General features: G+C 55.9%; 16 protein-coding genes. 3 read left to right on the top strand and 13 right to left on the bottom strand.

What is annotated here, in order from left to right; translation table 11 throughout:
* Window positions 1-3: 3 nt before the first annotated feature.
* The 5 genes from LF929_RS07010 to LF929_RS06990 form a co-directional block, all read right to left on the bottom strand.
* On the bottom strand, window positions 4-1,302 hold the full coding sequence (locus tag LF929_RS07010; protein ID WP_226093308.1) for an ABC transporter substrate-binding protein: 1,299 nt from the start codon (window positions 1,300-1,302) through the stop codon (window positions 4-6).
* A gap of 455 nt (window positions 1,303-1,757) precedes the next feature.
* Window positions 1,758-3,047: a nitrate regulatory protein gene (locus LF929_RS07005; RefSeq protein WP_226093309.1), complete on the bottom strand. Its 1,290-nt coding sequence runs from the start codon at window positions 3,045-3,047 to the stop codon at window positions 1,758-1,760.
* Window positions 3,048-3,416: 369 nt separating this feature from the next.
* Window positions 3,417-4,814, bottom strand: a complete 1,398-nt coding sequence (locus LF929_RS07000; RefSeq protein WP_226093310.1) for an efflux transporter outer membrane subunit — start codon at window positions 4,812-4,814, stop codon at window positions 3,417-3,419.
* Window positions 4,814-7,981 carry an efflux RND transporter permease subunit gene (locus LF929_RS06995; protein WP_226093311.1) on the bottom strand — a complete coding sequence of 1,056 codons (3,168 nt, stop codon included), beginning with the start codon at window positions 7,979-7,981 and terminating at the stop codon, window positions 4,814-4,816. The genes LF929_RS07000 and LF929_RS06995 overlap by 1 nt, the downstream gene beginning before the upstream one ends.
* A gap of 2 nt (window positions 7,982-7,983) precedes the next feature.
* Window positions 7,984-9,129, bottom strand: a complete 1,146-nt coding sequence (locus LF929_RS06990) for an efflux RND transporter periplasmic adaptor subunit (RefSeq protein ID WP_226093312.1) — start codon at window positions 9,127-9,129, stop codon at window positions 7,984-7,986.
* Between the two features lie 122 nt (window positions 9,130-9,251).
* On the opposite strand from LF929_RS06990, the gene LF929_RS06985 reads away from it, so the two are divergent.
* Together LF929_RS06985 and LF929_RS06980 are read left to right on the top strand one after the other, a co-directional pair.
* Complete coding sequence (locus tag LF929_RS06985) at window positions 9,252-9,860, top strand: TetR/AcrR family transcriptional regulator (protein ID WP_210174202.1); 609 nt, start codon at window positions 9,252-9,254, stop codon at window positions 9,858-9,860.
* Entirely contained in the window at window positions 9,857-11,059 is a 1,203-nt protein-coding gene (locus LF929_RS06980) for a multidrug effflux MFS transporter (RefSeq protein WP_038908520.1), read from the top strand. The genes LF929_RS06985 and LF929_RS06980 overlap by 4 nt, the downstream gene beginning before the upstream one ends.
* Before the next feature lie 119 nt (window positions 11,060-11,178).
* Here LF929_RS06980 and LF929_RS06975 read toward each other — a convergent pair whose 3' ends face one another.
* Window positions 11,179-12,159, bottom strand: coding sequence for an alpha/beta hydrolase (locus LF929_RS06975; protein ID WP_038908522.1), 981 nt, complete (start codon window positions 12,157-12,159; stop codon window positions 11,179-11,181).
* Between the two features lie 661 nt (window positions 12,160-12,820).
* Window positions 12,821-13,777 carry a formate dehydrogenase accessory protein FdhE gene (gene fdhE, locus LF929_RS06970; RefSeq protein ID WP_226093313.1) on the bottom strand — a complete coding sequence of 319 codons (957 nt, stop codon included), beginning with the start codon at window positions 13,775-13,777 and terminating at the stop codon, window positions 12,821-12,823.
* A 307-nt stretch (window positions 13,778-14,084) separates the two neighbouring features.
* Between fdhE and LF929_RS06965 the strand changes: the two genes are divergently transcribed.
* Entirely contained in the window at window positions 14,085-15,386 is a 1,302-nt protein-coding gene (locus LF929_RS06965) for an MFS transporter (protein ID WP_038908524.1), read from the top strand.
* Window positions 15,387-15,552: 166 nt separating this feature from the next.
* Here the strand turns inward: LF929_RS06965 and fdoI are convergent, their stop codons facing one another.
* The 6 genes from fdoI to LF929_RS06935 form a co-directional block, all read right to left on the bottom strand.
* Complete coding sequence (gene fdoI / locus LF929_RS06960) at window positions 15,553-16,185, bottom strand: formate dehydrogenase cytochrome b556 subunit (RefSeq protein WP_012885368.1); 633 nt, start codon at window positions 16,183-16,185, stop codon at window positions 15,553-15,555.
* Window positions 16,172-17,074, bottom strand: a complete 903-nt coding sequence (gene fdxH / locus LF929_RS06955; protein ID WP_038908525.1) for a formate dehydrogenase subunit beta — start codon at window positions 17,072-17,074, stop codon at window positions 16,172-16,174. Before fdxH ends, fdoI begins: the two co-directional genes overlap by 14 nt.
* A 15-nt stretch (window positions 17,075-17,089) precedes the next feature.
* Window positions 17,090-20,140: a formate dehydrogenase-N subunit alpha gene (gene fdnG / locus LF929_RS06950; RefSeq protein ID WP_226093314.1), complete on the bottom strand. Its 3,051-nt coding sequence runs from the start codon at window positions 20,138-20,140 to the stop codon at window positions 17,090-17,092.
* Between the two features lie 632 nt (window positions 20,141-20,772).
* On the bottom strand, window positions 20,773-22,194 hold the full coding sequence (locus tag LF929_RS06945) for a PLP-dependent aminotransferase family protein (protein WP_226093334.1): 1,422 nt from the start codon (window positions 22,192-22,194) through the stop codon (window positions 20,773-20,775).
* An 11-nt stretch (window positions 22,195-22,205) separates the two neighbouring features.
* Window positions 22,206-22,931, bottom strand: a complete 726-nt coding sequence (locus tag LF929_RS06940; protein WP_318841901.1) for a glutamine amidotransferase — start codon at window positions 22,929-22,931, stop codon at window positions 22,206-22,208.
* A 135-nt stretch (window positions 22,932-23,066) separates the two neighbouring features.
* On the bottom strand, window positions 23,067-23,543 hold the full coding sequence (locus LF929_RS06935; protein ID WP_038904999.1) for a YlaC family protein: 477 nt from the start codon (window positions 23,541-23,543) through the stop codon (window positions 23,067-23,069).
* Window positions 23,544-23,570: the final 27 nt, after the last annotated feature.

Below are 23,570 nucleotides of genomic sequence, written 5' to 3'. Positions count from 1 at the left end.
CCGTTACTTTTTCACGCTGACGTTCACGCTGAAGCTGTTGGCATAACCGGCCGGATCGCTGCCGTCCCACCGCTTACCGTCAATCAATACGCTGCTGCGCATCTCACTGGACGGCAGCGGTACATTGCCGACCATGCTGGCCGCCTGCTTGTAGATATCGATGCGGCTGACCTGACGGGCCAGCGCCTGATAATCCGGCTCCTTTGTCAGCAGGCCCCAGCGCTTGTGCTGGGTGAGAAACCACATGCCGTCCGACAGATACGGGAAGTTCACTTCACCGTCGTGGTAGAAGCGCATCGCGTGCGCATCCTGCCAGCGTTTACCGGCGCCGTTGTCGTATTGCCCCAACATGCGCCCGACAATCGTCTCCTCCTGGGTATTGACGTAGGCCCGCCCGGCGATGACGCGTGCGGTTTCGCGCCGGTTATCGTCCGAGCTGTCTATCCAGCGCGAGGCTTCCAGCACCGCCGCCGTCAACGCACGCGCGGTGTTGGGATTGGCGTTGACCCAGGCGGCGCTGGTGCCGAGGACTTTCTCCGGATGATCCGGCCAGATCTCCTGCGACGTGGCGGCGGTAAATCCGAGGCCATCGGCAATGGCGCGTTGGTTCCAGGGCTCACCGACACAAAAACCGCTCATGTTGCCGATCTTCATGTTCACCACCATCTGCGGTGGCGGTACCACCACGGTGCGCACGTCATCAAACGGGTTGATGCCGGCGGCCCCCAACCAGTAATACAGCCACATGGCATGGGTGCCGGTGGGAAACGTCTGGGCGAAGGTATACGTCCCAGCAGGGCTGGCTGAGATGAATGTCTTCAGGCTGGCGGCATCCGTCACCCCTGCCTGACGCAAGGCATTGGATAAGGTGATCGCCTGGCCGTTATTGTTGATAGTCATCAGCGCCGCCATATCGTGCTGCGGCCCTGACGCACCGGCTTGCAAGCCGTACAACAACCCATACAGCACATGGGCAGCATCCAGCTCGCCCGATACCAGCTTGTCACGTACCGCGGCCCAGCTCGCTTCCTTACTCGGCACAATGGTAATGCCGTATTTCTTGTCAAACCCTTTGACCGACGCCATCACTACCGAGGCGCAATCCGTCAATGGAATAAAGCCGACACGCACCTCGTTCTTCTCTGGGGCGTCGGAACCGGCCGCCCAGGCGCTGTTCATTATTCCCGGCATTCCCGGCAGTAACATGGCACCGCCCAGTGCGGCACTCCCGACCAAAAACTGGCGACGGGAAAACGCCTGTGTTTGGTTGCTGGTTTTCTTATCGGTTGTGGAATCACTCATTAACGACACCTCGGCAACCCGTCCTTCGACGGCAAAAACAAAAAGGCGCCCATAAGCCATGCGAAAATCGCACGCTTATGGGCGCCTTTGCCCAGCGCTTTTCCGTACCGCCATTAGCACGGAAAAGTCGCAGTGAATTGTTACCGGAGATGAAGCAAGGTGTGTGCCAATCTGTCGGATATCCCGATAACCTGACGGCACATTGCGTTATCCCTCTATGCCACGCCGGATAGCCGACGAGTCACGATGACACTATTCTGCTCGCCAGAGGCACAGCAAATATTGAGCTGGATCAATTCAGCAGGGATATACGAGAGATTGAAAAACCGTTATCAGACTCAGTAAACACGGGGCCTACGCGATAAATATTGCACGGGGCTGCACCGTTATCTGGCACGTTGCGCACATTTTATGTGCACTCCCCCCCTGTTTCACCGCGTATAACGCTGCAACCATCAGGGCGTATCCTGAAAAACATCCGCCACCGCCAGCATGGCGTTAGCAATCTCGATGAGCTTTTTGTTCTGGTTCATCGCCATGCGGCGCAGGGTTTTGTAAGCCTCTTCCTCGCTCAATCCACGATGTTGCATCAGCAACCCTTTGGCCCGGTCGATTTGACGGCGCTCATCCAGCGTTGCCCGCATCGCCGCCAGTTCATGGTCCAGCGCCTGCAAGCGCCGCGCCTGCTGCTGTACCAGTGACAACAGCGAACGCCCCAACTGCGGCCGCACACCGTCGCTATCAAGCCAGCCGCCTTGCCCGGCACTGCTCTGCTCCATCTCTGAGTGAGCGATAAACACCGAATAACTGTGGTCATCACCTTGCTGCTGCGCCATCAGGCTGGCGACATCAGCTTGCTGGTCGAGGCAGGCTTGCTCCGCCGCGGCAATACGCTCACGGCACAGGTGCATCAGCGTCTGCGACAAACGGTCTTCAATCTGCTTCATGGCATCAATACGTGCCGTTGCCAGGGCAAACCATTGCAAACCGCCTTCCGGCGGTAAGTTCTCCGGCGCACGGGTACAGGCGACGCGGCGTAACCGCTCAAACTCCCGGTCGGTCACCAACGATTGCCAGCGCTCCCGGTTGGCATCATCGGCAAACGTGGCGAAGGTATCAAAGCACCGCTCCTGACGGTCGATTAAATCCATCAACGTTTGCTGAACGTTGACCGGAAACTCGCCAGCGGCAAACGCCGCCGCGCCCACCGCCCGCTCCTGCCCAGCCAGTTCCTTACCTTGCATAAAGCTAAACATCGCCACCAACGCGCGGGCGATAACCGGCTCTGCCGCGGTATCCGACACTTCAAATACCAGCGTCAGCAGGTGGCGAATACAGTCGTTAAATAGCGTCATCACCGCTGACTGCGCAAGCGCACGCTGGCGCATGTGCTCGCGCATCGACGGCAATAATCCCAGGGTATACACCACGCTGGCAGCACGGCTGAACAGTCGGCTGGCCTGCGGCAACAGGCTGGCACGCTGCGCCAGATCGTCGAGTTGCGCCATAAACTGCAATTCGGCCTGTTGTACATCCTGCTCGCGTTGCGACAACTCATCGGCACATAACCGCCCGTCCGAGCACAGGAACAGGTTAGCGGTTCCACGCTCACGCTGTAGCATATGCACCAGTTGACTGATGCGCCCCACCAGTTCGCCGCTTTGCAGCAAACCGCGCAGGCTGTTCAGCTCACACTGGCGCGATGCCATCAGAAAACGAATTGTCGTTGAAGGGTCCGCTATCATTCTCTCTTCTCTCCACACGGCAGTGATACATCCTGCGCTGTCATACAACGTCCTGTTATACAACCATTCTGTTATAAAACTGCCCTGTTATAAACTATCCCGTCATAAAACCATGCAATGGTATCGCCATGCAAACCCTACGCCATGCTGCTGTTACGACGCAGGTCTATTACGGTCAGTACGGTCAGTTCTCAGAGGGTATAGACAACGAAAAGCGATTTCCTGGACTATTGGTGAGCGTGGCGTTGTGAATGTAACGTGGTGAATGTGGCGTGGTGAATGTGACTTACTATTTTCTCTCACCCCACCACGACAGCGATGTGTAAAAGGCAGAGCCGGTCAATCATACCGGCTCTGTCAGAGAATGTATTATTTCCCCCCGCCGCCCAACACATTATACAGCGTGATCAGATTATCCAGCCGCGACTGCTCCAGGCTGAATAACGACTGACGCGCACTGTACAACGTGCGCTGGGCATCCAGTACGTTAAGGTAGGTATCTACCCCAGCCTGGTAGCGGTTGCTGGCCAGTTGATAGCTACGTTCGGCCGCTGTCACGTAATCTCGCTGTGCCGCCTGTTGCTCATCAATCGTCCCTTTACTCGCCAGCGCATCAGCCACTTCGCGAAATGCGGTCTGTACCGTTTTCTCGTAGCTGGCGACATACCCCTGCTTTTCTGCTTCGGCATAGCGTAACGCCGACAGATTGGCACCACCGTCAAAGATAGGCAGACTGACAGAGGGTGCCAGCGACCACACGTGAGCACCACCACTGAACAGTGATGACAGCGCCTCACTACTCAAACCGTTGCTGGCGGTCAGGGTAATACTGGGGAAAAGCGCCGCACGGGCTGCGCCAATATTGGCATTGGCCGATTTCAGCGTATGTTCTGCGGCCTGAACATCCGGACGGCGCAACAACACGGCAGACGAAATACCGGCGGCGACCGGTTTCACCGCCTGCGACAACGATGCCACATCGCCCGGCAGTAGCGCCTCCGGCACGGGCCGTCCGGCTAACAAATCGAGCGCATTTTTATCCTGCGCTTCGGTGGTTAGCGCGCTGGCGACATCGGCACGAGCCTGTTGATAGACAGTTTCCGCTTGCGCCACATCCACCGCCGATGCCACACCATTACGCAATCGGCTGCGGGTTACCGCCAGCGATTGTCCGGCACTCTCCATCGTCTGGCGTGCCAGCGTCAGATTGCTGCGGGCCGTTGCCAGCGCCACCCAGGCTGTCGCCGTATCGGCAATCAGCGTCAGGCGGGTACTGGTAGCGGTGGCGGCACTGGACAAATACGCCTCCCGCGCCGCACCCGTCAGGCTACGGTTTTTCCCAAACAGATCGAGCGTAAACGCGCTGGTAGACAAGCTGGCACCATAACTGCTGCTTAGCACGGTGCTGTCACTGCCGCTGATGAGTGACCGGCTGCGATCACCATCTATACCGGCGTTAATCGTCGGCAACAATGTTGCCCGTTGTTCGCCAAGCTGCGCTCGTGCCGCCTCCACATCGGCAATCGCTTTACGCAAATCCCGGTTATCCGATAACGCCATCTCCACGACCTGGCGCAATTTGTCATCCACCATCACCTCTCGCCAGGGAATATCCTCTGCGGGTGAGTGAGCCTGCGCTGTCGCTGGATAGGATGCGCCGTGCGGCCAGGCGGCAGGCACCGGTGCGGATGGCCGTTGATAGTGCGGATCCAGTGAACAACCGGATAACAGCAGGCTGCCGCCCAATACCATCATGATAACGCGCATCAGTTTTCTCCCTGTGTAGAGGTAGACTCTACCGTTGACGATGCTGCTGGCGTGCGGCGACCGGGGAAGGCCCGTCTGACCATCACAAAGAACATCGGTACCAGAAAAATCGCCAGTACGGTGGCCGTCAGCGTACCGCCGACAATACCGCTCCCAATGGAGATGCGGCTGTTGGCACCGGCACCGGTCGCTATCGCTAATGGGAACACCCCGGCGATAAACGCCAGCGACGTCATCAGTACCGGCCGCAGACGGGTGCTGGCCCCTTCCAGAGCCGCTTCATACAGGGTGGCCCCACGCTGATAAGCCGCTTCGGCGAACTCCACAATCAAGATGGCGTTTTTGGCCGACAACCCAATAGTGGTGAGTAGCGCCACCTGGAAGTACACATCGTTTTCCAGCCCACGCATTGTCGCTGCCAGTACCGCACCGACCACACCCAGCGGGATCACCAGCATCACCGAGAAAGGAATACTCCAGCTTTCATACAGCGCCGCCAGACACAAAAACACCACCAGAATCGACATGACATAAAGCGACATTGCCTGCCCGCTGGCCAGCCGCTCCTGATAGGAGAGTTCACTCCAGGCAAAGGTTGTACCGGCGGGCAGCGCACGCGCCAACGCTTCCATTTCATCCATCGCCTTACCGGAGCTGACACCGGGCGCGCCAGTACCCTGAATCTCGTAGGAGGCCAGGCCGTTATAACGCGACAGGCTTTCCGGGCCGTAACTCCAGCGAGTAGACGCAAACGAGGAAAATGGCGTCATCACCGTGTTGCCACTGCTATCGGTTCCGCGGACAAACCACTTATCGAGATCCGATGGCTGACCGCGAGACTCAGCATCGCCCTGAATGTAAACCTTTTTTACCCGACCGCGATCGATGAAATCATTCACATACGTACTCCCCCAGGCGCTGCTCAACGTGCTGGTGACATCACTGATCGACAGCCCCAGCGCACGAATTCTGGCGTAGTCGAGGTCTACCTGCAGTTGCGGCATCTGCTCCAGATCGTTAGGACGTACCGCCGCCAGCCGTGGGTCTTTCGCCGCTGCAACCAACAGTTGATTGCGTAACGCCAGCAAGCGGCTGCGATCCGTATTGCCGGTCGCCTGCAATTCAAAGGTAAAACCATCGGACTGCCCCAGCCCCTGTACCGCCGGAGGTGACATGGTGAAGACCTGAGCGTCGCGAATAACGGACAACGACTGCATGGCCCGTTGGGCAATCGCGACGGAACTGTTCGCCTGACCGGGGCGTTGGCTCCAGTTCTTGAGTGCCACAAACGCCATCCCGGCATTCTGCCCACTGCCGCTGAAGTTGAAGCCGGAAATCACGAAAATAGCCTCAACATTGTTTTTCTCTTCATTGAGAAAATAGTGCTCAATGCTCTCCCCGACTTTGCTGGTACGGGCTTCGGTGGCACCTGCCGGTAGCGTGAACATCACCATCACGTCGCCCTGATCTTCATTGGGCAGAAAGCCGCCCGGCAGCCGCACGAACAGTACACCCATGACGACAATCACGACGCCGTACAGCGCCAGATAACGCCACGGGCCGGTTATCACATGCGTCACCCGTCCGGTATAGCGCTGCTGTACATTTTCATAGCCCCGGTTGAAACGGGCGAAAAAGCCGTTACCGTTCGACGGCGCATGCGCCACCGGTTTGAGCAACGCGGCACAGAGTGCCGGGGTCAGCGTCAGCGCCACAACCACCGACAGTAACATCGAGGAGACAATGGTGATGGAGAATTGCCGGTAGATAACCCCGGTCGAGCCCCCAAAGAACGCCATCGGCAGGAACACCGCGCTCAGTACCAGCGCCACCCCCACCAGCGCGCTGGAAATCTCACGCATCGACTGTTCCGTGGCCGCCACCGGCGACAAGCCCTTGTCGCGCATTAACCGCTCGACGTTCTCCACCACCACGATGGCATCATCCACCAGCAGACCTATCGCCAGCACCATACCGAACAGCGTCAGGGTATTGATGGAATACCCGAATACCGCCAGTACGCCAAAGGTACCCAGCAACACCACCGGCACCGCCACCGCCGGGATCAGCGTGGCACGCAGGTTCTGCAGGAACAGAAACATCACCAACACCACCAGCAGGATGGCTTCAAACAAGGTATGCACCACTTCTTCTACCGATACCTTGATAAAGTCGGTGCTGTCTTTCGGGTAAGACACCGCATAGCCTCGCGGCATCTGCGCGGTGAATTCCGCCACTTTGGCTTTCACCCGCTCCGCCGTTGCCAGCGCGTTGGCACCGGATGACAGCATCACGGCGATACCGGCAGCCGGGTGACCGTTCAATCGCGTGGTGGTAGTGTAGTCCTCATTACCCAGTTCAACCCGTGCCACATCGCCAAGATGTACCAACGCACCGCTGGATTCACTTTTCACGATGATGTCGCGAAACTGTTCCGGGGTTTTCAACCGTGATTGCGCCGTGACCGTAGCGGTCAGTTGCTGATCGCGGTTGGCGGGCTGCGCGCCGATTTTCCCGGCGGAAACCTGGGTATTCTGCGCTTCAATCGCGGAGGAAATATCCGATGGAATCAGGCTGTACGCCGCCAGCTTGGTCGGGTCCATCCAGATCCGCATCGCATACTGGGAACCAAACACTTGTATGCTGCCCACCCCTTCCACCCGGGAGAGCGGATCCTGTAGGTTGCTGACCATATAGTCCGCGATATCCGCAGCCGTGCTTTTATCGGTTGTGTCGTACAGCGCCATAATCAGCAGGAAATCCTGCTGGGATTTGGTCACCGTGATGCCTTGTTGCTGCACTTCCGTAGGCAGACGCGTGGTGGCTTGCTGTACTTTATTTTGTACCTGAACCTGCGCGGTATCCGGGTTGGTGCCCTGCGCAAAGGTGGCGGTGATGCGGACATCACCACTCGAATCGCTGGATGAAGAAAAATAGAGTAGCCCGTCAAGCCCGGTGAGCTGCTGTTCAATCACCTGGGTTACACTGTTTTCCAGCACATCAGCGGAAGCGCCGGGATAACTGGCTTTGATAGCGATAGAAGGCGGAGCCACATCCGGGTATTGCGCAACCGGCAGCGACTCTATCGACAACGCCCCCGCCAGCATAATCACGATAGCGAGTACCCAGGCAAATACGGGTCGATGAATAAAGAAACGGGAGAACATGATTAACGGGCCTCCGTCGTGCCTGACGCGCCCGGCGCTGGCTGGCTCGTCGCCTCAACAGCGGTGACCTTATCGCCTTCACGCACCTTGTCGGTCCCCTCCGTCACCAAACGATCTCCGGCCGTTAACCCCCGGGTGATCAACCAACGGTTACCGATCGCCTCGCCGGTTTCCACCTCACGCCGCTCCACCACCTGCTGGTTATTAACCACCAGCGCGTAGGCATTGCCTTTGGTATCCCGCAGGATGCCTTGCTGTGGTGCCAGAATGGCATCGGGTAGGTTGGTGGTCTCCACCGCCGCACGCACAAACATGCCGGGCAACAGCATATGACCCGCGTTGGGGAACTCGGCGCGCAGCGTTACCGAGCCGGTGGACTGGTCAACCGCCACTTCTGCCAGTTTCAGCTTGCCGGTCTGGCCGTAAGGCTGGCCGTTTTCCAGCGTCAGCGTCACCGCCGCCTGTTGCTGCTTCTGATGTGCCAGCATCGCCAGCCGCTGGCTACTTGACTGGGTAAGGTCGACATAGATCGGATCCAACTGGCGAATGGTCGCCAGCGCGGTACTCTGACTGGCGGTGACCAGCGCACCCGGCGTTACCGATGAAATGCCGATACGGCCGGATATCGGTGCGGTAATCCGTGTGTACGCCAGGTTGATTTGCGCGGTTTTCAGCGCGGCGGCTTGCTCCGCCACGCTGGCGACGTCCTGTTCATACGTGGCCTGAGCGTCATCCGCGTCCTGCTGCGCTACCCCCTCGTCTTTCAACAAGCGGGCGTAACGTTCGGCTTTCAGTTTGGCCGATCGCACTGTGGACTGGGCGTTTTTCAACGTCGCCGCAGCCTGATCGACCGCCGCCTGATAACTGGCTGGGTCTATCTGATACAACACCTGCCCGGCTTTGACTTCGCTCCCTTCGGTAAACAACCGTTGCTGGATAATGCCATCGACCTGTGGGCGAACCTCAGACACCATCGCCGCCGTCACGCGGCCGGTCAGTTCGCTGTGCAAGGTCACGGGGGCGCCATGCAGCGTCTGCACGGTCACCGATACCGGTTGTACCGCCTCTGATGAAGCGGTGTTGCGCTCACAACCGGTCAGCAGCACGGTGAGCATACCGGCTGTTACAATAAAGCTCTTACCTCTCATCAGTCCCTGTCCTAATATTGAGAATGAACGTTCATTCTCAATATAAAAAATTTGACGTCAGACTTCTTATAAAATTTGCAAGGATAACGTTAACAAGGTTGTCCAGGCATTGGAGCAAGGTTATGTCATCACCCCATCATGAAGAGAAAACCCAGGCCCGGCGTGACCAGATAGTCGCTGCTGCCCGCCTGTGCTTCCGTCGCTCAGGCTTCCACGGAGCCAGCATGGCGGAGATAGCCGGACAGGCACAGCTTAGCGTCGGGCAGATTTACCGTTACTTCGTCAATAAAGACGACATCATCGAAGAGATCGTGCGTCGTATCGTCGATATTCGCCTCCAGCGCATGACGCCTGAAAACGGCGACCCCCAGCGTTTTATCCCGCTGTTGGCCCGCCGCCAGTTGCCGGCCGACCTCGGCGGCGATGACGATGGCGATGACAATGACAACCTGCTGATGCTGGAAGTGGCCTCTGAAGCGACCCGTAACCCACGCGTAGCCGACATCATGCGGGATGCCGAGCAGAAAATGTTCACCCACACCAGTACCTTGATAAAAAAACGCTTTCCGCATTTCCCGGATGAGGACATCGCCGCACGAACCGAACTGATCGCCGCGTTGTGTGAAGGCACGACGTTTCGCAGCTTAATTCCGCAACACGCCCCGGTTGCGGTACTGGAACAGTTGTATCAGACCCTGATTGATTCGTTATTCCCAGAGAAAACACCATGACTGAAAAATCATCCCGTTCGCAGCTTGAATATGCCCTGATTCTGGGGTCACTGGCCGCTCTCGGCCCGCTGTGTATCGACCTCTATCTGCCTGCGCTGCCGCAGATGGCTACCGCGTTTGCCACCTCGACATCCGTCACTCAACTCAGCCTGACCGCCGGTTTACTCGGACTGGGCGCGGGTCAGTTGGTCTTCGGGCCGTTGAGCGACAAACTGGGCAGACGCCTGCCGCTGCTGCTCTCGCTGGTCATGCTGCTGCTGACCTCCATCTGGTGCGCGCTGGCACAGGATATTGGTCAGTTGCTCGTCGCCCGCTTGTTGCAAGGCATCGCCGGTGCCGGTGGTGCCGTATTATCCAGAGCTATCGCACGGGATCTGTACATCGGTCATGCACTGACGCGTTTTTTCTCACTGCTGATGTTGATCAACGGTCTGGCGCCCATCCTCTCGCCGGTATTCGGTGGGCTGCTACTCGGCGTCACCAGTTGGCGCGGTATTTTTGCATTGCTGGCAGTGATTGCCTGCTTGCTGCTGACGATGAGTGCGCTGCGGCTCAATGAGACGCTGCCAGCCGAACGGCGTATCACCGGCGGTGTCGGGTCGATGCTGTCATCATTGGGTAGTCTGCTGCGGGAGCGGACGTTCATGGGGTTGTGTCTGGCTCAGGGGTTGTGCGGTGCCGGGATGTTCGCCTACATCGGTGCCTCGCCATTTGTGCTGCAAGAGGTCTACGGCTTGAGCCCGCAGGCATTCAGCTTGTGTTTTGCAGCCAACGGCATCGGGCTTATCGCCGCCGGACAACTCGCCGCCCACTTTAGTCTGCGTTTTGGCGAGCAGCGCGTCCTGCGCGTCGGGCTGGCTATCGCGGTGATTGCCGCACTGACACTGACGGTGGCCGGTTTGTTACATGCGCCGCTCATCGCCATTCTCATCCCATTGTTTTTTGCCATCGCCATGATAGGCATTGTCGGCCCCTGTGCGTCATCACTGGCGATGCAGAGTCAAGGCGACAAGGCAGGCAGCGCTTCGGCACTGATTGGTCTGAACATGTTTGTTTTTGGTGCACTGAGCGTGCCGTTTACCGGGCTGGGCGGGAGCACCAGCGCGTTATCAATGGCACTGGTGATTTTGGGGTGCTATCTGCTGGCGGTTACCGCCTATCTGCTGTTATCACCGCAACCGCTCGCCCGAAAAGCGTGAGCGGAAAAGAGGCAAAAGAAGAATACGTGAAAGACATCAACCTTCACGGGTAGGCTCCATGAAGGTTGATGTCTCTTTACCGGAGCCCGGGCCGCATAACCTGCAGCCCGGGCTGATTATTACAGCTGACCGTCGGTACCGTTACCCCCGGTCGGAGCCGTTTGCGTGATAGGTTCACCCAGCGTTTGTTTGAACCAATTCACGATCTTATTGATGATCACCGGCTGGAACCAGTTAATATCGCCATGACCAGCCCCCTCCAGCAGCACGTACTCCGCTTTGTTGCCGCCTGCTACCAGCGCTTCATACAGTTGCTTGCTCTGCAACGGTGAAACGACAGTATCCGCACTGCCGTGCATGATGAGATACGGCGGTTTTTTCCCGTTGATATGCCCCATCGGGCTGGCATTAAGCGCTTTGACCGGGTCGCTGGTAATGGTGGCACCGGGGAAATCCCCAAACGCCGTGCCATTGACCAACAACGCTTCCGTTACCGCCGGCGAATCATGCACTACGAGCAGGTTTTCTGGAAGGCCTTCGCCAATGCTCAACAAATTGGAAATACCGTACGCCGAAACCACCGACTGAACATCCGACGATTTATCCAGAAAGCGCCCTTTATCAAAGCTACGCAGCCCATTCGTCGCACCAATCATTTGCGCAACATAACCACCGGCGGAATCACCCAACACACCAATTCGGTTCGGGTCAATGCCGTATTCCGCTGCGTGTTCACGCAAGTAACGCACTGCCGATTTGGCATCCTCAATCAGTGCCGGGTATTTGTCGGCCACCACACGATATTCCGCCGCCGCGACGACAAAACCAGCTTCCGCAAGCGCCATACGCACATCAATGTATTTGGCATACGCAGCGGAGGCGAAACCACCACCGGGGAAGTAGACAATCGCCGGTTTAAGTGTCGTCGTACGTGGGACAAGCAACGACATTTCCAACTGCTGTACTCTTTGTGTACTTTTAATCTGGGAATAAACGATGTCATTAAGCGCATCAATTTGTTGGCGTACGGGTTTAACACGAATAACCTGTGCGCCTTTAGTATATCCCATCAGATTATTAACATTCGTTGAATTAGCCATATTATATGAGTCCTTAAATATCTTAGAGAAAATATTTCACAATCACCTGTAAGGTGATAATTCCTGATGGTCATATCTCACTATTTTCCGAAGAACAACCGAATTGCGCGTCGAATAACGCAATACATCGACTTTTCACAGCAAGGCAAATAAAAATTAATTTATCAATACAAAATAACAGCGAAAATAAAAAGACGTAAAATAAACCGAGCCATTATACTGATGTAGCGAAAAGTTAAATATGACGACATATTCAGATAATACCTTTGAACAACGCCACTATACTTGCCATTCAAAATATAAAAAAATCAGGCTTGTTCGTTGGTAGGAGGAAGAACGCCAACATATTAGAAAGAAAATACTTTATTATAAAAAAGAGATAACAAAAAAAATAACACCACATCTCTTTATTTATGGTCTTATTTTTTAAAATGGATTAATTACAAATACAATTAATTCATAAGAGTGGAATTAAAAAGAATATATCCTAAATAACTTAAGTTGCAGAATAAAACGCGCTGCGTTTTGGACAACACAGCGCGTTGGCTCATGATTATTGTAACGCGTCGAAGCAGGGTCACCGATACAACGCCAACGCCTGACACAGACGCTGACGCCAAAATACCAGTACCGTGCATGCCAACAGGCTGAGTTATCTCACCTATTGGTTACTGTCCGGGAACAGGAACGGGTTGATACTGCTACGGGAAAAGCCTTCCTCTTCCATTTTCACATCCAGCACCAGCGAGGCCAGGTCATCCGCCACCGCTTCTACCCGATGATCTTTTTCCTGATACAGCAGCTTCAGGTACGTGCCACAGTCATCACAGCTTTCCACTTTGATAGCCGCGTTCTCATCATCGAGCGACCAGTAGTGCAATTTGCCTGCCTGCTCGCAATTGCTGCATTTGACTCGCACCATGTGCCACTCGGTCTCACACAGGTTGCAGTGTAAATAACGCAGGCCGCTGGTGGTGCCAATCTGTACCACCCCGGAGACCGGCATGCTGCCGCATACCGGGCAGAATTGACGATGTTCACCCTGCTCAGCCTGCGCCCGGCCCGGTAACTGCGTGGCCATCTGTGCCCAGTACAGCGACAACGCCGCCCAGACAAACGGGGCTTTATCGTTGTTCTCCGCCGTGAACTGCTGGCTGAGCAGTGCATCCGCCAGCGAATCCCACTGCTGGGCTGACATTTTTTCCAGGTTTTCCAGTGTGGCAAGCACCTGACCGCTGGCCGCAGGCTTGAGTTCTTCGATCAGCGCCTGCAACAACTTATGCCAGTGCGGATCGCGGCTCAACGTAGCGATATCCAGCGGTGGGCGCACAGCGCCGTTATCACCGAAATCACCGCGGTGTGAGCTACCCTGTAACAACCCTGTGAGATCTACCTCAAGCGGAAGGTCATGACGCACTTTTTCCTGCGCCTCCACCACACCCGCGGCAAACAGCAGGTAATCCGCCAGCGGATGGTCCTGCGCCAGTTGACGCAAGCGCTCGGCACGGCCACGGTACAGGCTCTTTAGGTTGGCGAACAGCAAAGGAGGAATGACGCCGATGGTTGAGGTTTTCTCACTGTCAGCCAGTTGCTCCTGCGGCACAATACGAATACTCATCAGGTGATGCTTCCTGTTTATCTATGTTGAAGAGACACGGCGCTCGCGGCGAAGGCCCGTTCTGATGCCTTCATGTTAGCAGGTTATTCCCCACAATCAGCAGGATTTTCCGCCGCCTACCTCGTAGTGGATACATCAACGAAACAGGATGGACACAGCGGGTCATCAACCGCACAATGGGACGACTGCGCGTGCTGACCATCGCCAGTCTGCTTTCGTTCATAGGGTATTGCGATAAGCATGATGTCGAAGCAGCACTGTCAATACCTATCACGATAACTCTGTCTACATGCTGGAAACGACATCTATGACTGCCGTTGCTTCTCACACGCCTCCATCGGGCACCACTCGGGTTTACCGCAAAATCGCCTGGCGATTGATTCCCTTTTTGTGTCTGTGCTATCTCGCCGCCTACCTTGATCGCATCAATATCGGGCTGGCGAAACTCCAGATGGCAAACCAACTGGCGCTCAGCGACATCGCCTTCGGTCTGGGTGCCGGGCTATTCTTCGTCGGCTATATTTTGTTTGAGGTGCCCAGCAATCTGATTTTGCAACGTGTCGGCGCACGACTATGGATTGCACGCATCATGATAAGCTGGGGGCTGCTATCCGCCGCAACCCTGTTTGTCACCACACCGGGTCAGTTCTATGTTCTGCGTTTTCTGCTGGGTGCTGCCGAAGCCGGTTTTCTCCCCGGTGTGCTGTTTTACCTGACGCGCTGGTTCCCCTCCTGGCGACGCGGTCGCATTATTTCCCTGTTCATGATTGGCCTGCCGCTTTCCAGTGTGGTGGGTGCGCCGCTGTCTGGCTTTATCATGTCGCATTTTGATTCTGCTTATGGGCTACACGGCTGGCAGTGGATGTTCCTGCTGGAAGGGCTGCCAAGTGTACTACTGGGTGTGCTGACTTTCTGGCTCCTGCCGGAAAACATTGAGCAGGCGCACTGGTTGAATGAAGCAGAAAGAATGCAGGTGCGTGCCGATCTGGCCATTGACACCCGTGAAGCGCCGTACCTGAAGCACCGCTTTCGCGACGGTTTTCTGAACCTGAAGGTTTGGATGCTGGGTGGTATCGACTTTTCGATTTTGCTGTGTGCTTATGCGATGGGGTTTTGGCTACCGACCTTCATTAAACAGGCCGGTGTGGCTGACATCGGACAGATTGGCGTACTGACCGCCGTCCCCAGTATCGCGGCATTGGCAGGTATGGTGCTGCTGGGAGCCAGTTCTGACCGCTTACGCGAACGACGCTGGCATATCATTGTGCCATTTTGGCTCGGTGCGGCAGCCATGGCAGCCAGTACCCTCTTCACCCACAATATCGTGATGACGGTGTTGCTGTTCTCGGTGGCACAGGCCGCCATCATTGGCACCGTGCCGGTATTCTTCAGCCTGCCAGCGACCTTTCTCACCGGTACCGCCGCGGCCACCGGCTTTGCACTGGCCTGTTCGCTGGCTAACATCGCCGGTCTGGTGAGTAACTCCATCATGGGTTTTGCGATGGAGTTAACCGGTAGCGGTAATGGCGCGCTGTGGTTCTTTGCTTTCTGCCTGTTGCTCAGTTCGCTGTTGGTAGTAGCGCTACCGGCAAAACTGGTAAATAGGTGAGTTAGGCTGTAGGCAAACAGCCATGTTGCTTTGTGAACGAGTCAGTTTGTCTGATCAGGGAAAAGTTTCGTGCGAGATAAACGGTGTCGTTTCTTTGTTACCTCATCGCACGCACGACAAGGAGAGGCTCAACGCCGCCTCTCCTTGACCTGGTTTGCAATGAGGATCAGTGCTTATCCTGCCCTTTGGATTGCAGCTCACGATACCAACGCGGGTGGTGTTTCTTCGCCCAACCGCTGGATACCCAGCCTTCCACCATCGCGGTGATGGTGCCCTTCACCCACAGCGCGGCGTACACATGCACCATGATAGTCAGGATCAAACCGACGGCGGATACCGAGTGCACCACCAACGCGGCACGGATCACCGGGATGGAGAACGATGGCGCAAAGTAAGGCCGCCAAATCACAATCCCGCTTGCCAGCAACAGCAGCAGACAGAGAATCGCCAGCCAAAACACGCACTTCTGACCGAAGTTGTACCGACCGGTATCGCCAACCTCTTCGTTGCGAGCGATTTTGTGGATATTTTTCGCCCACTCCAAATCGCTGCGCTCAATCAGGTTGTGTTTCCAGTAACGTAAAAACATCAGCAGGAAGGCGACAAACATCACCACGCCGACAAACGGGTGCAGGATACGCGCCAGTTGTGGCGTGCCCAGCACACTCATCAGCCAGTTGAGCGACGGGAAGAAAAACCCTAATCCGCTGAGTGCGGCAAACACAAAGCAGAACGCCACAATCCAGTGATTAATGCGCTCGGGGGCGCTGTAACGCTGAATTCGATTACTCTTTTTCATGCTGCTTGCCCTCGTGGTGCGCGTCGTCATCATCTTCTACCCGGTTCGGGCCGATACCCACGTAGTGGAATACGCTGGCCGCGAAGGTGGCGGCAAAACCGATGGCCGCCAGCGGCTTCCAAATGCCTTTCCAGAAGGTAACCGCCGGGCTGATGGTCGGGTTAGCGGGCAGACCGTTATACAGCTCTGGCCGGTCTGCATGATGCAGCACGTACATCACATGTGTGCCCCCCACCCCAGCCGGGTCGTACAGACCGGCATTCTGATAACCGCGGCTGCTCAGGTCTTTCACCCGTTCGGCCGCCAGCACTTTCATCTCGTCTTTGGTACCGAAATGAATCGCACCGGTCGGGCAGGTTTTCACGCACGACGGCTCCTGGCCGACTTCCACACGATCGACACACAAGGTGCACTTGTACACCTTGTTATCGTCCTTATTCATGCGCGGCACATTGAACGGGCAGCCAGCGATACAGTAGCCACAACCGATGCAGTGCTCGGACTGAAAATCGACGATGCCGTTAGCGTACTGGATAATCGCGCCTTCCGACGGGCACGCCTTCAGGCAGCCCGGGTCGGCACAGTGCATGCAGCCATCCTTACGGATAAGCCACTCCAGCTTGCCGTTTTCCTCGAACTCGGCAAACTTCATGACCGTCCAGGACTTGGCGCTCAAATCGGTCGGGTTGTCGTACACCCCTACGTTATGCCCCACTTCGTCACGGATGTCGTTCCACTCGGAACAGGCCACCTGACACGCTTTACAGCCGATACAGGTGGTCACATCGATCAGTTTGGCAACCTGCTCTTTGTGGTTGCGGGCCTGCGGCGGTGGCGTCAGTGAGTTAGTCGCGGAGCGACGGATAATATCTTGTGATTGCATTGCCATAATGTTTCTCCGCGACTACGCTTTTTCCACATTAACCAGAAACGCCTTGTATTCCGGCGTCTGACTGTTGGCGTCACCGACATGCGGCGTCAGGATATTCGCCATAAAGCCTTTCTGGGTGGTGCCTTCAAAGCCCCAGTGACAAGGCACGCCGATGGTTTCCACCGGTTTGCCCTGAATCATCAGGGTACGGATACGCTTGGTAACGACTGCCTTCGCCTTGATATATCCTCGTTTACTGCTGACTTTCACGACATCGCCCGCTTGAATACCCTTCTGCTTCGCCAGCCCTTCACCGATTTCCACAAACTGCTCTGGCTGAACGATAGCGTTAAGACGCGCGTGTTTCGTCCAGTGGCGGAACAACTCGGTAATCGAGTAGGTCGTGGCAACAAACGGGAATTCTTCCACCGTTCCCATATACGGACGGTCGGCAGGCAGAATACGGGCAGCCGGGTTAACCTGAACCTTGCTGTAAACCGGGTTGGTTTTCAGTGGCGATTCCAGCGGCTCATAGTGCGCCGGGAACGGCCCTTCGGCCATCTTGTCGATAGCGAACAGACGCCCCAGCCCTTCGGCGTTCATAATAAACGGGCCAGCCGCGCTACCCGGCGGCACGGTGGCGGCGAAATCAGGCACGTCTATCCCCGTCCACTTCTGGCCGTTCCAGCGAATCAGCTCACGTTTTGGATCCCACGGGCGGCCTTGTTCGTCAGCCGACGCACGGTTGTAAAGGATGCGGCGGTTTTGCGGCCAGCACCAGGCCCAGCCCGGCGTACAGCCCAGGCCTGACGGGTCGGCGTTGTCGCGACGCGCCATCTGGTTACCCGCCTCTGTCCACGAACCGGCGTAAATCCAGCAGAAGCTGGCCGTGCTGCCGTCATCGCGCAGCACCGAGAAATCAGGCAGCAGTTGCCCTTTCTTCAACAACAGGTTGCCTTTATCGTCGTACAGATCCGCCAGCGCGCGGCCGTTGGCTTCTTTGGTAATTTCCTCGGCGGACGGGTCTTCCGGTTGCAGGTAATTCCAGCTCATGTTCAACACGGGCTCAGGATTAGCGCCACCTTCTTTGGCATACAGCTCACGCAGACGCAGGAACAGGCCGGCGATAATCACCCCGTCGTGGCGCGCTTCACCTGGCGGCTCTGCGCCCTGATAGTGCCATTGCAACCAGCGGCCGGAGTTAACGATGGAGCCGTTTTCCTCGGCAAAACAGCTCGACGGCAGGCGGAACACCTCAGTCTGAATCTTACTGGGGTCGACATCGTTCAGCTCACCGTGGTTCTGCCAGAAGTTGGAGGTTTCGGTCGCCAGTGGGTCAATGATCACCAGATATTTCAGTTTCTTCAGGGCATCACGAGCCCGGTTGGAGTCCGCGAAGGCCGCCATCGGGTTGAACCCCTGCACGATATAACCGTTGACCTTGCCATCCAGCATCATGCGGGAATACGCCAGCGCGTCGTAGCTCTTGTCCCACTTCGGCAGCCAGTCGTAACCCCAGTCATTCTCTTTGTTCGCTTTATCGCCCCAGAAACTCTTCAGCATGCTGATAAAGAACTTCGGCGTATTCTTCCAATAGTTAACCTGATCCGGCAGCAACGCTTTCGGTGTTATCTGATCGAGATACATCGCCAGCGAGGTTTGTTTTTCCGATGGCAGCGGCATATAGCCCGGCAGGTTCAGCGACAACAACCCCAAATCGGTGTAGCCCTGAATATTCGAGTGACCGCGCAGTGCATTCACACCGCCACCCGCCATACCGACGTTACCCAGCAACATCTGCATCATGGCTGCGGTACGGATGATCTGTGCGCCTGCGGTGTGCTGTGTCCAGCCAAGGGCGTACATAATGGTCGCGGTGCGATCCGGTACGCAGGTCGAGGCCAGTTGCTCACAGATGGTTAGAAAATCCTGTTTCGGCGTACCACAGACATTGGTCACCAGATCCGGCGTATAACGGCTGACGTGCTCTTTGAGCAGGTTCCAGACGCAGCGCGGATCGCTGAGTGTGTCATCACGTTTGGCAAAGCCGTTTTCATCCAGCGCATACTGCCAACTGGTGCGGTCGTATTTGTGCTCTTTTTCGTCGTAACCGCTAAACAAGCCTTCATCAAAGTGGTAATCGTCACGAACGATCAGGCTGGCGTTGGTATACGCCTTCACATACGGCATCTGCACTTTGTTGTGGGTAAGCAGATAATTGACAACACCGAGCAGGAAAGTGATATCGGACCCGGCGCGAATCGGTGAGTACATGTCGGCAACAGCAGCCGAGCGGTTAAAACGCGGGTCGACGACAATCAGTTTGGCACCGTTGTGAATCTTGGCTTCGACCGCCCATTTGAATCCGACCGGGTGCGCTTCTGCCGGGTTACCCCCCATCACCAGAATCACATTGGCGTTCTTGATATCGACCCAGTTATTGGTCATCGCACCGCGACCGAAGGTCGGTGCCAACGCCGCCACCGTTGGGCCATGACACAAACGCGCTTGCGTATCGATGCCGATCATACCCAGTGCACGGGCAAATTTTTGATCCAGTATCCCGGTTTCATTACTGGCAGCGGAGGAGCACAGCATCCCGGTGGTCAACCATCGGTTAACCGTCACACCGGCGACGTTTTTCTCAACGAAATTGGCGTCGCGATCTTTTTTCATCAATGCGGCGATGCGATCGAACGCCTCTTCCCAACTGATGCGCTGCCATTTGTCCGATCCCGGCGCACGGTATTCCGGGTACTTCAGTCGCTGATCGCTATGAATAAAATCAACCAGACCAGCCCCTTTCGGGCACAACGAACCACGGCTCACCGGATGATCCGGATCCCCTTCAATGTGGTAAATGGAGGCGTGGGCGTTTTTAGCGCCATCGCCCAGGCTGTACATCAGAATACCGCACCCGACTGAACAGTAAGTGCAATTATTCCGGGTTTCTTTGGCTCGCAATAGCTTGTATTGCCGCGTTTCGGCTAACGCCGCACTGGGCGAGAACCCCAGAGCGGTGACCGTCGTTCCGGCCATACCGCCTGCGCATATTTTAAAGAACTGCCTTCTGCTGACCTGCATGGGAGATTCCTCGCACGACATCACTCAGAGCTATACCCGTCATACGTCGAATTGCAGGTCCATCGGCTGTGCTATCAGGCTCACCTGAGCCCTACCCTGAAAAGGCAACGCGCGGCGTTGTTCAACACGTTGTCCCGCAACTCTGATTATTGGGGGTAATATCGTATTTTATGTATTAATGCTTTATTAATATGAATGAATGCTGACAGGGTGAGTGCATAAACCCCTATCAAACATATGTATTATGTACCGACGAATAAAAAGCGCCAATTAATTATCTCAATAACAACAAATAAGTCACAATTCGTCGTAGCACGGCTGTTTTTTAACGTTATTACGCAGTTAAGAATAATCATTCTCATTATCAGGAGAGCCAAACCTTTGTATCGCTGTATATTTATTTACATATCGATTGCTACCGAAGGCTCTCCCCCACGTTATACCAACGAGAAATAATTAAGATTTTCTTTATAAACAAAACAGAGTATCTGTTCCTTCGGAAAAAGAGGAATACCACGTCTGATGATAAAAAAATAAATACCGCAGGCGGTGTAAAATAAATAACGCCCGACATGATATGACCGCGAATCGATTATTTTTGATGGGAAACGATAAATAACGCGAGTTACCGTTCAGGACGAGGAGAGTGCGTTTTTCAACAATGTCGCCAACGCGATAATGGCATTTTCTATTTTCTCCTGCCATTCGAAGGAAGTATTAATACGGAAATAGCGATCAAACTTATCGCTGGTCGTGAACATGCGGCCCGGCGCGATACTGATATTCAGCGCCAGTGCCTGCTGATACAGGTCAATACTGTTGATGCCCTCTGGCAACCCCAGCCACAGAAAATAGCCACCATCGGCGTAGTAAATATCCACACCGGACGGGAAGTGCGCTTTCATTGCCTGGTACAAGCGGTGTTTGCGTTGCTCAAGCGTTCGCCGCAGACGCCGCAGATGACTATCGTAACTACTGGTCGCCAGATAATCGGCCACCGCCAATTGCATCGGTGCACTGGCAGACAGTGTACTCATCAGTTGCAGCCGCTGGACGCCTTGCGCAAAGCGACCTGCCGCCACCCAACCAACACGAAATCCGGCGACCAGATTTTTTGAAAACGAAGAGCAGTGCAGTACCTGGCCTTGCGTATCCAACGCTTTGACCGGCAGCGGCCGATGAGGACCGGCGTACAGCTCACTGTAGACATCATCTTCAATCAACGGTACCTGATGCTCGCTCAACAGCGTGGCCAGTTGCTGCTTTTTCTCCCATGCCAGCGTACAACCGAGCGGGTTATGAAAATTGGTCATCAGCCAGCAAGCGCGGATCGGATAGTCCTGCAATGCCTGTCGCAATGCCGCCAGATCAATACCGGTATGCGGATGTGTGGCGATAGCAATCGCCTTCAACTGCAAACGTTCGATAGCCTGCAATGCGCCGTAAAACGACGGCGACTCCACCACCACATAATCGCCGGGGCGGGTCAACATTTGCAGGCTGAGGTTCAGTGACTCCATGGCACCGCTGGTAATGACTATTTCCTCCGGCGATACCGCGATACCTTGCAGCGCATAGCGCTGGGCTATCTGTTTGCGTAAACGTTCATTGCCGGGCGGCAGGTTATCCAGCGCACTCTCCGGTTGCATACGGCGTGCTACCGTCGCCAGTGAGCGGGTTAACTGGCGCTGAGGAAACAACCGGGGATCGGGAAAGGCCGACCCAAACGGCACCACGCCGGGCGAACGGCTGGCGTGCAGCACATCAAAAATGAAGCGGTTAACATCCACGTTTTCCGTCAAATGCACCGCTTCACCCTCGCTCACTGGCGCAGACGGGCGTTCAATGCGCGGGGCGGCGTAATAGCCCGATTGCGGGCGCGACACAATCCAGCCCTGACTTTCCAGTAGCTGATAGGCATGCAGCACCGTCATCAGACTCAGACCCGAATGCACCGCCTTTTCGCGCAACGACGGCAGTTTTTCCCCCGGTTGCCAGATACGCGACTGTAACTGCTCGCGCATCTGGTCAGCCAGTTGTTCGAACTTAGCCAGTGCCATGCTCCTTAGCGGGACAACGCCTGCTGGACAAAATCCAGCAGCAACCGCCGCGCCCACACCGGCTCAGCGCTATGGGTTATTTCCGGCAAGGCGCAGTGGCGCAGGCAGGCGTTCATCACCGCGGCATCCATCTCGGGGTGGAACTGGAATGACAAGGTATGCGGCGTGTAACGAATAATCTGGCATCCATCCTGTTCTGACGCCGCCAGCACCTGTGCACCCGGTGGGGGCGTCACCACAGACTGAAGATGGCTGAGGTAAGCGCTAAACTGTGTCGGTACCGCCGTCAGCAACGCGTCATTCGCGGCATGATCATGCAGCGTTACCGTCTTAAGCCCCATCTCACGTCCATTCGGGTTATCCGCCACCGTGCCGCCCAACGCATGCGCCAACAACTGATGGCCGTAGCACACGCCCAGCACCGGCAACCCGACCTGCACGCTCTGGCGTAGCCACTCAGCGGTACGCTCGCTCCAGTCCAGCCGGTCAGTCACCATCGACCAGGAGCCACTGATAATGGCAGCATCATGCTCACCGGGGTGCGGCAAGGCGTCACCGGCGTCTGGCCGCACCACATGCAGTTGCACGCCTTGCGCCGCCAGTGCGCTGCAAAACCAGTCCGCCTGTTGACCGACAGCCTGCGCGATAGGCTCAGGGGGTTCCCCCATCTGGACGATGAGTAAAGAAGGAGAACGTGATGAGGAAGGACAATCTGCGTTTCGCATCGTCATAGCGCGTCGCTGGCCTCGAAGAACGGTAAACAAGATGAGTTTTGAACGTATCACGCAGGACGCGCCCTGTCATCGCTTCATGCTGTTGATTTTTATTCACCGCGATAAAGGCGCGCAGAAAGGCACACCGCTCCTTCAACGGGCAGCGGTTGAACGGTAGGCCAGAGAAAAAACATCGTAGAAATAGAGGTACCCCTTGGTTTGCAACAAACGGGCGATTCCCTCTTTTACCGCGGCGGCGACTTGTGGATTATGCAGCAAGGCCTCCAGCGTCTGTGCCGACACATGCCGACTGTTATACCACTCGCCGTTGTAGCACACCCGCAGATCCAGCGTGTCGATATCTTCAAAGCGATAGCGCGGGTTGATATCCATCGACATCGCCAGCGACATCAGCGCCAGAAACAACGTAAACCCCACCACATAAGGCAGGCCGAAATAGGGTGCGTACCACAAAATCAACGCCACCGGCACATAACTCGCCAGCATGCCGCCGAATAAATAAGGGTGGGTGACCATAAAGCGGCGACTGAAACGAATGCGGTTATCGCGCCGCTCCTCACGATTCAGACGTTCGATTTCTTCATTCAGAATACGTTTCACTTCGTCCATACCGAATCCTCTGCCGCTGCGTAGTGG

This window comes from Dickeya oryzae, assembly GCF_020406815.2.
In the GTDB taxonomy this organism is placed as follows: domain Bacteria; phylum Pseudomonadota; class Gammaproteobacteria; order Enterobacterales; family Enterobacteriaceae; genus Dickeya; species Dickeya oryzae.
This window is presented reverse-complemented; position numbering and strand designations above follow the sequence as displayed.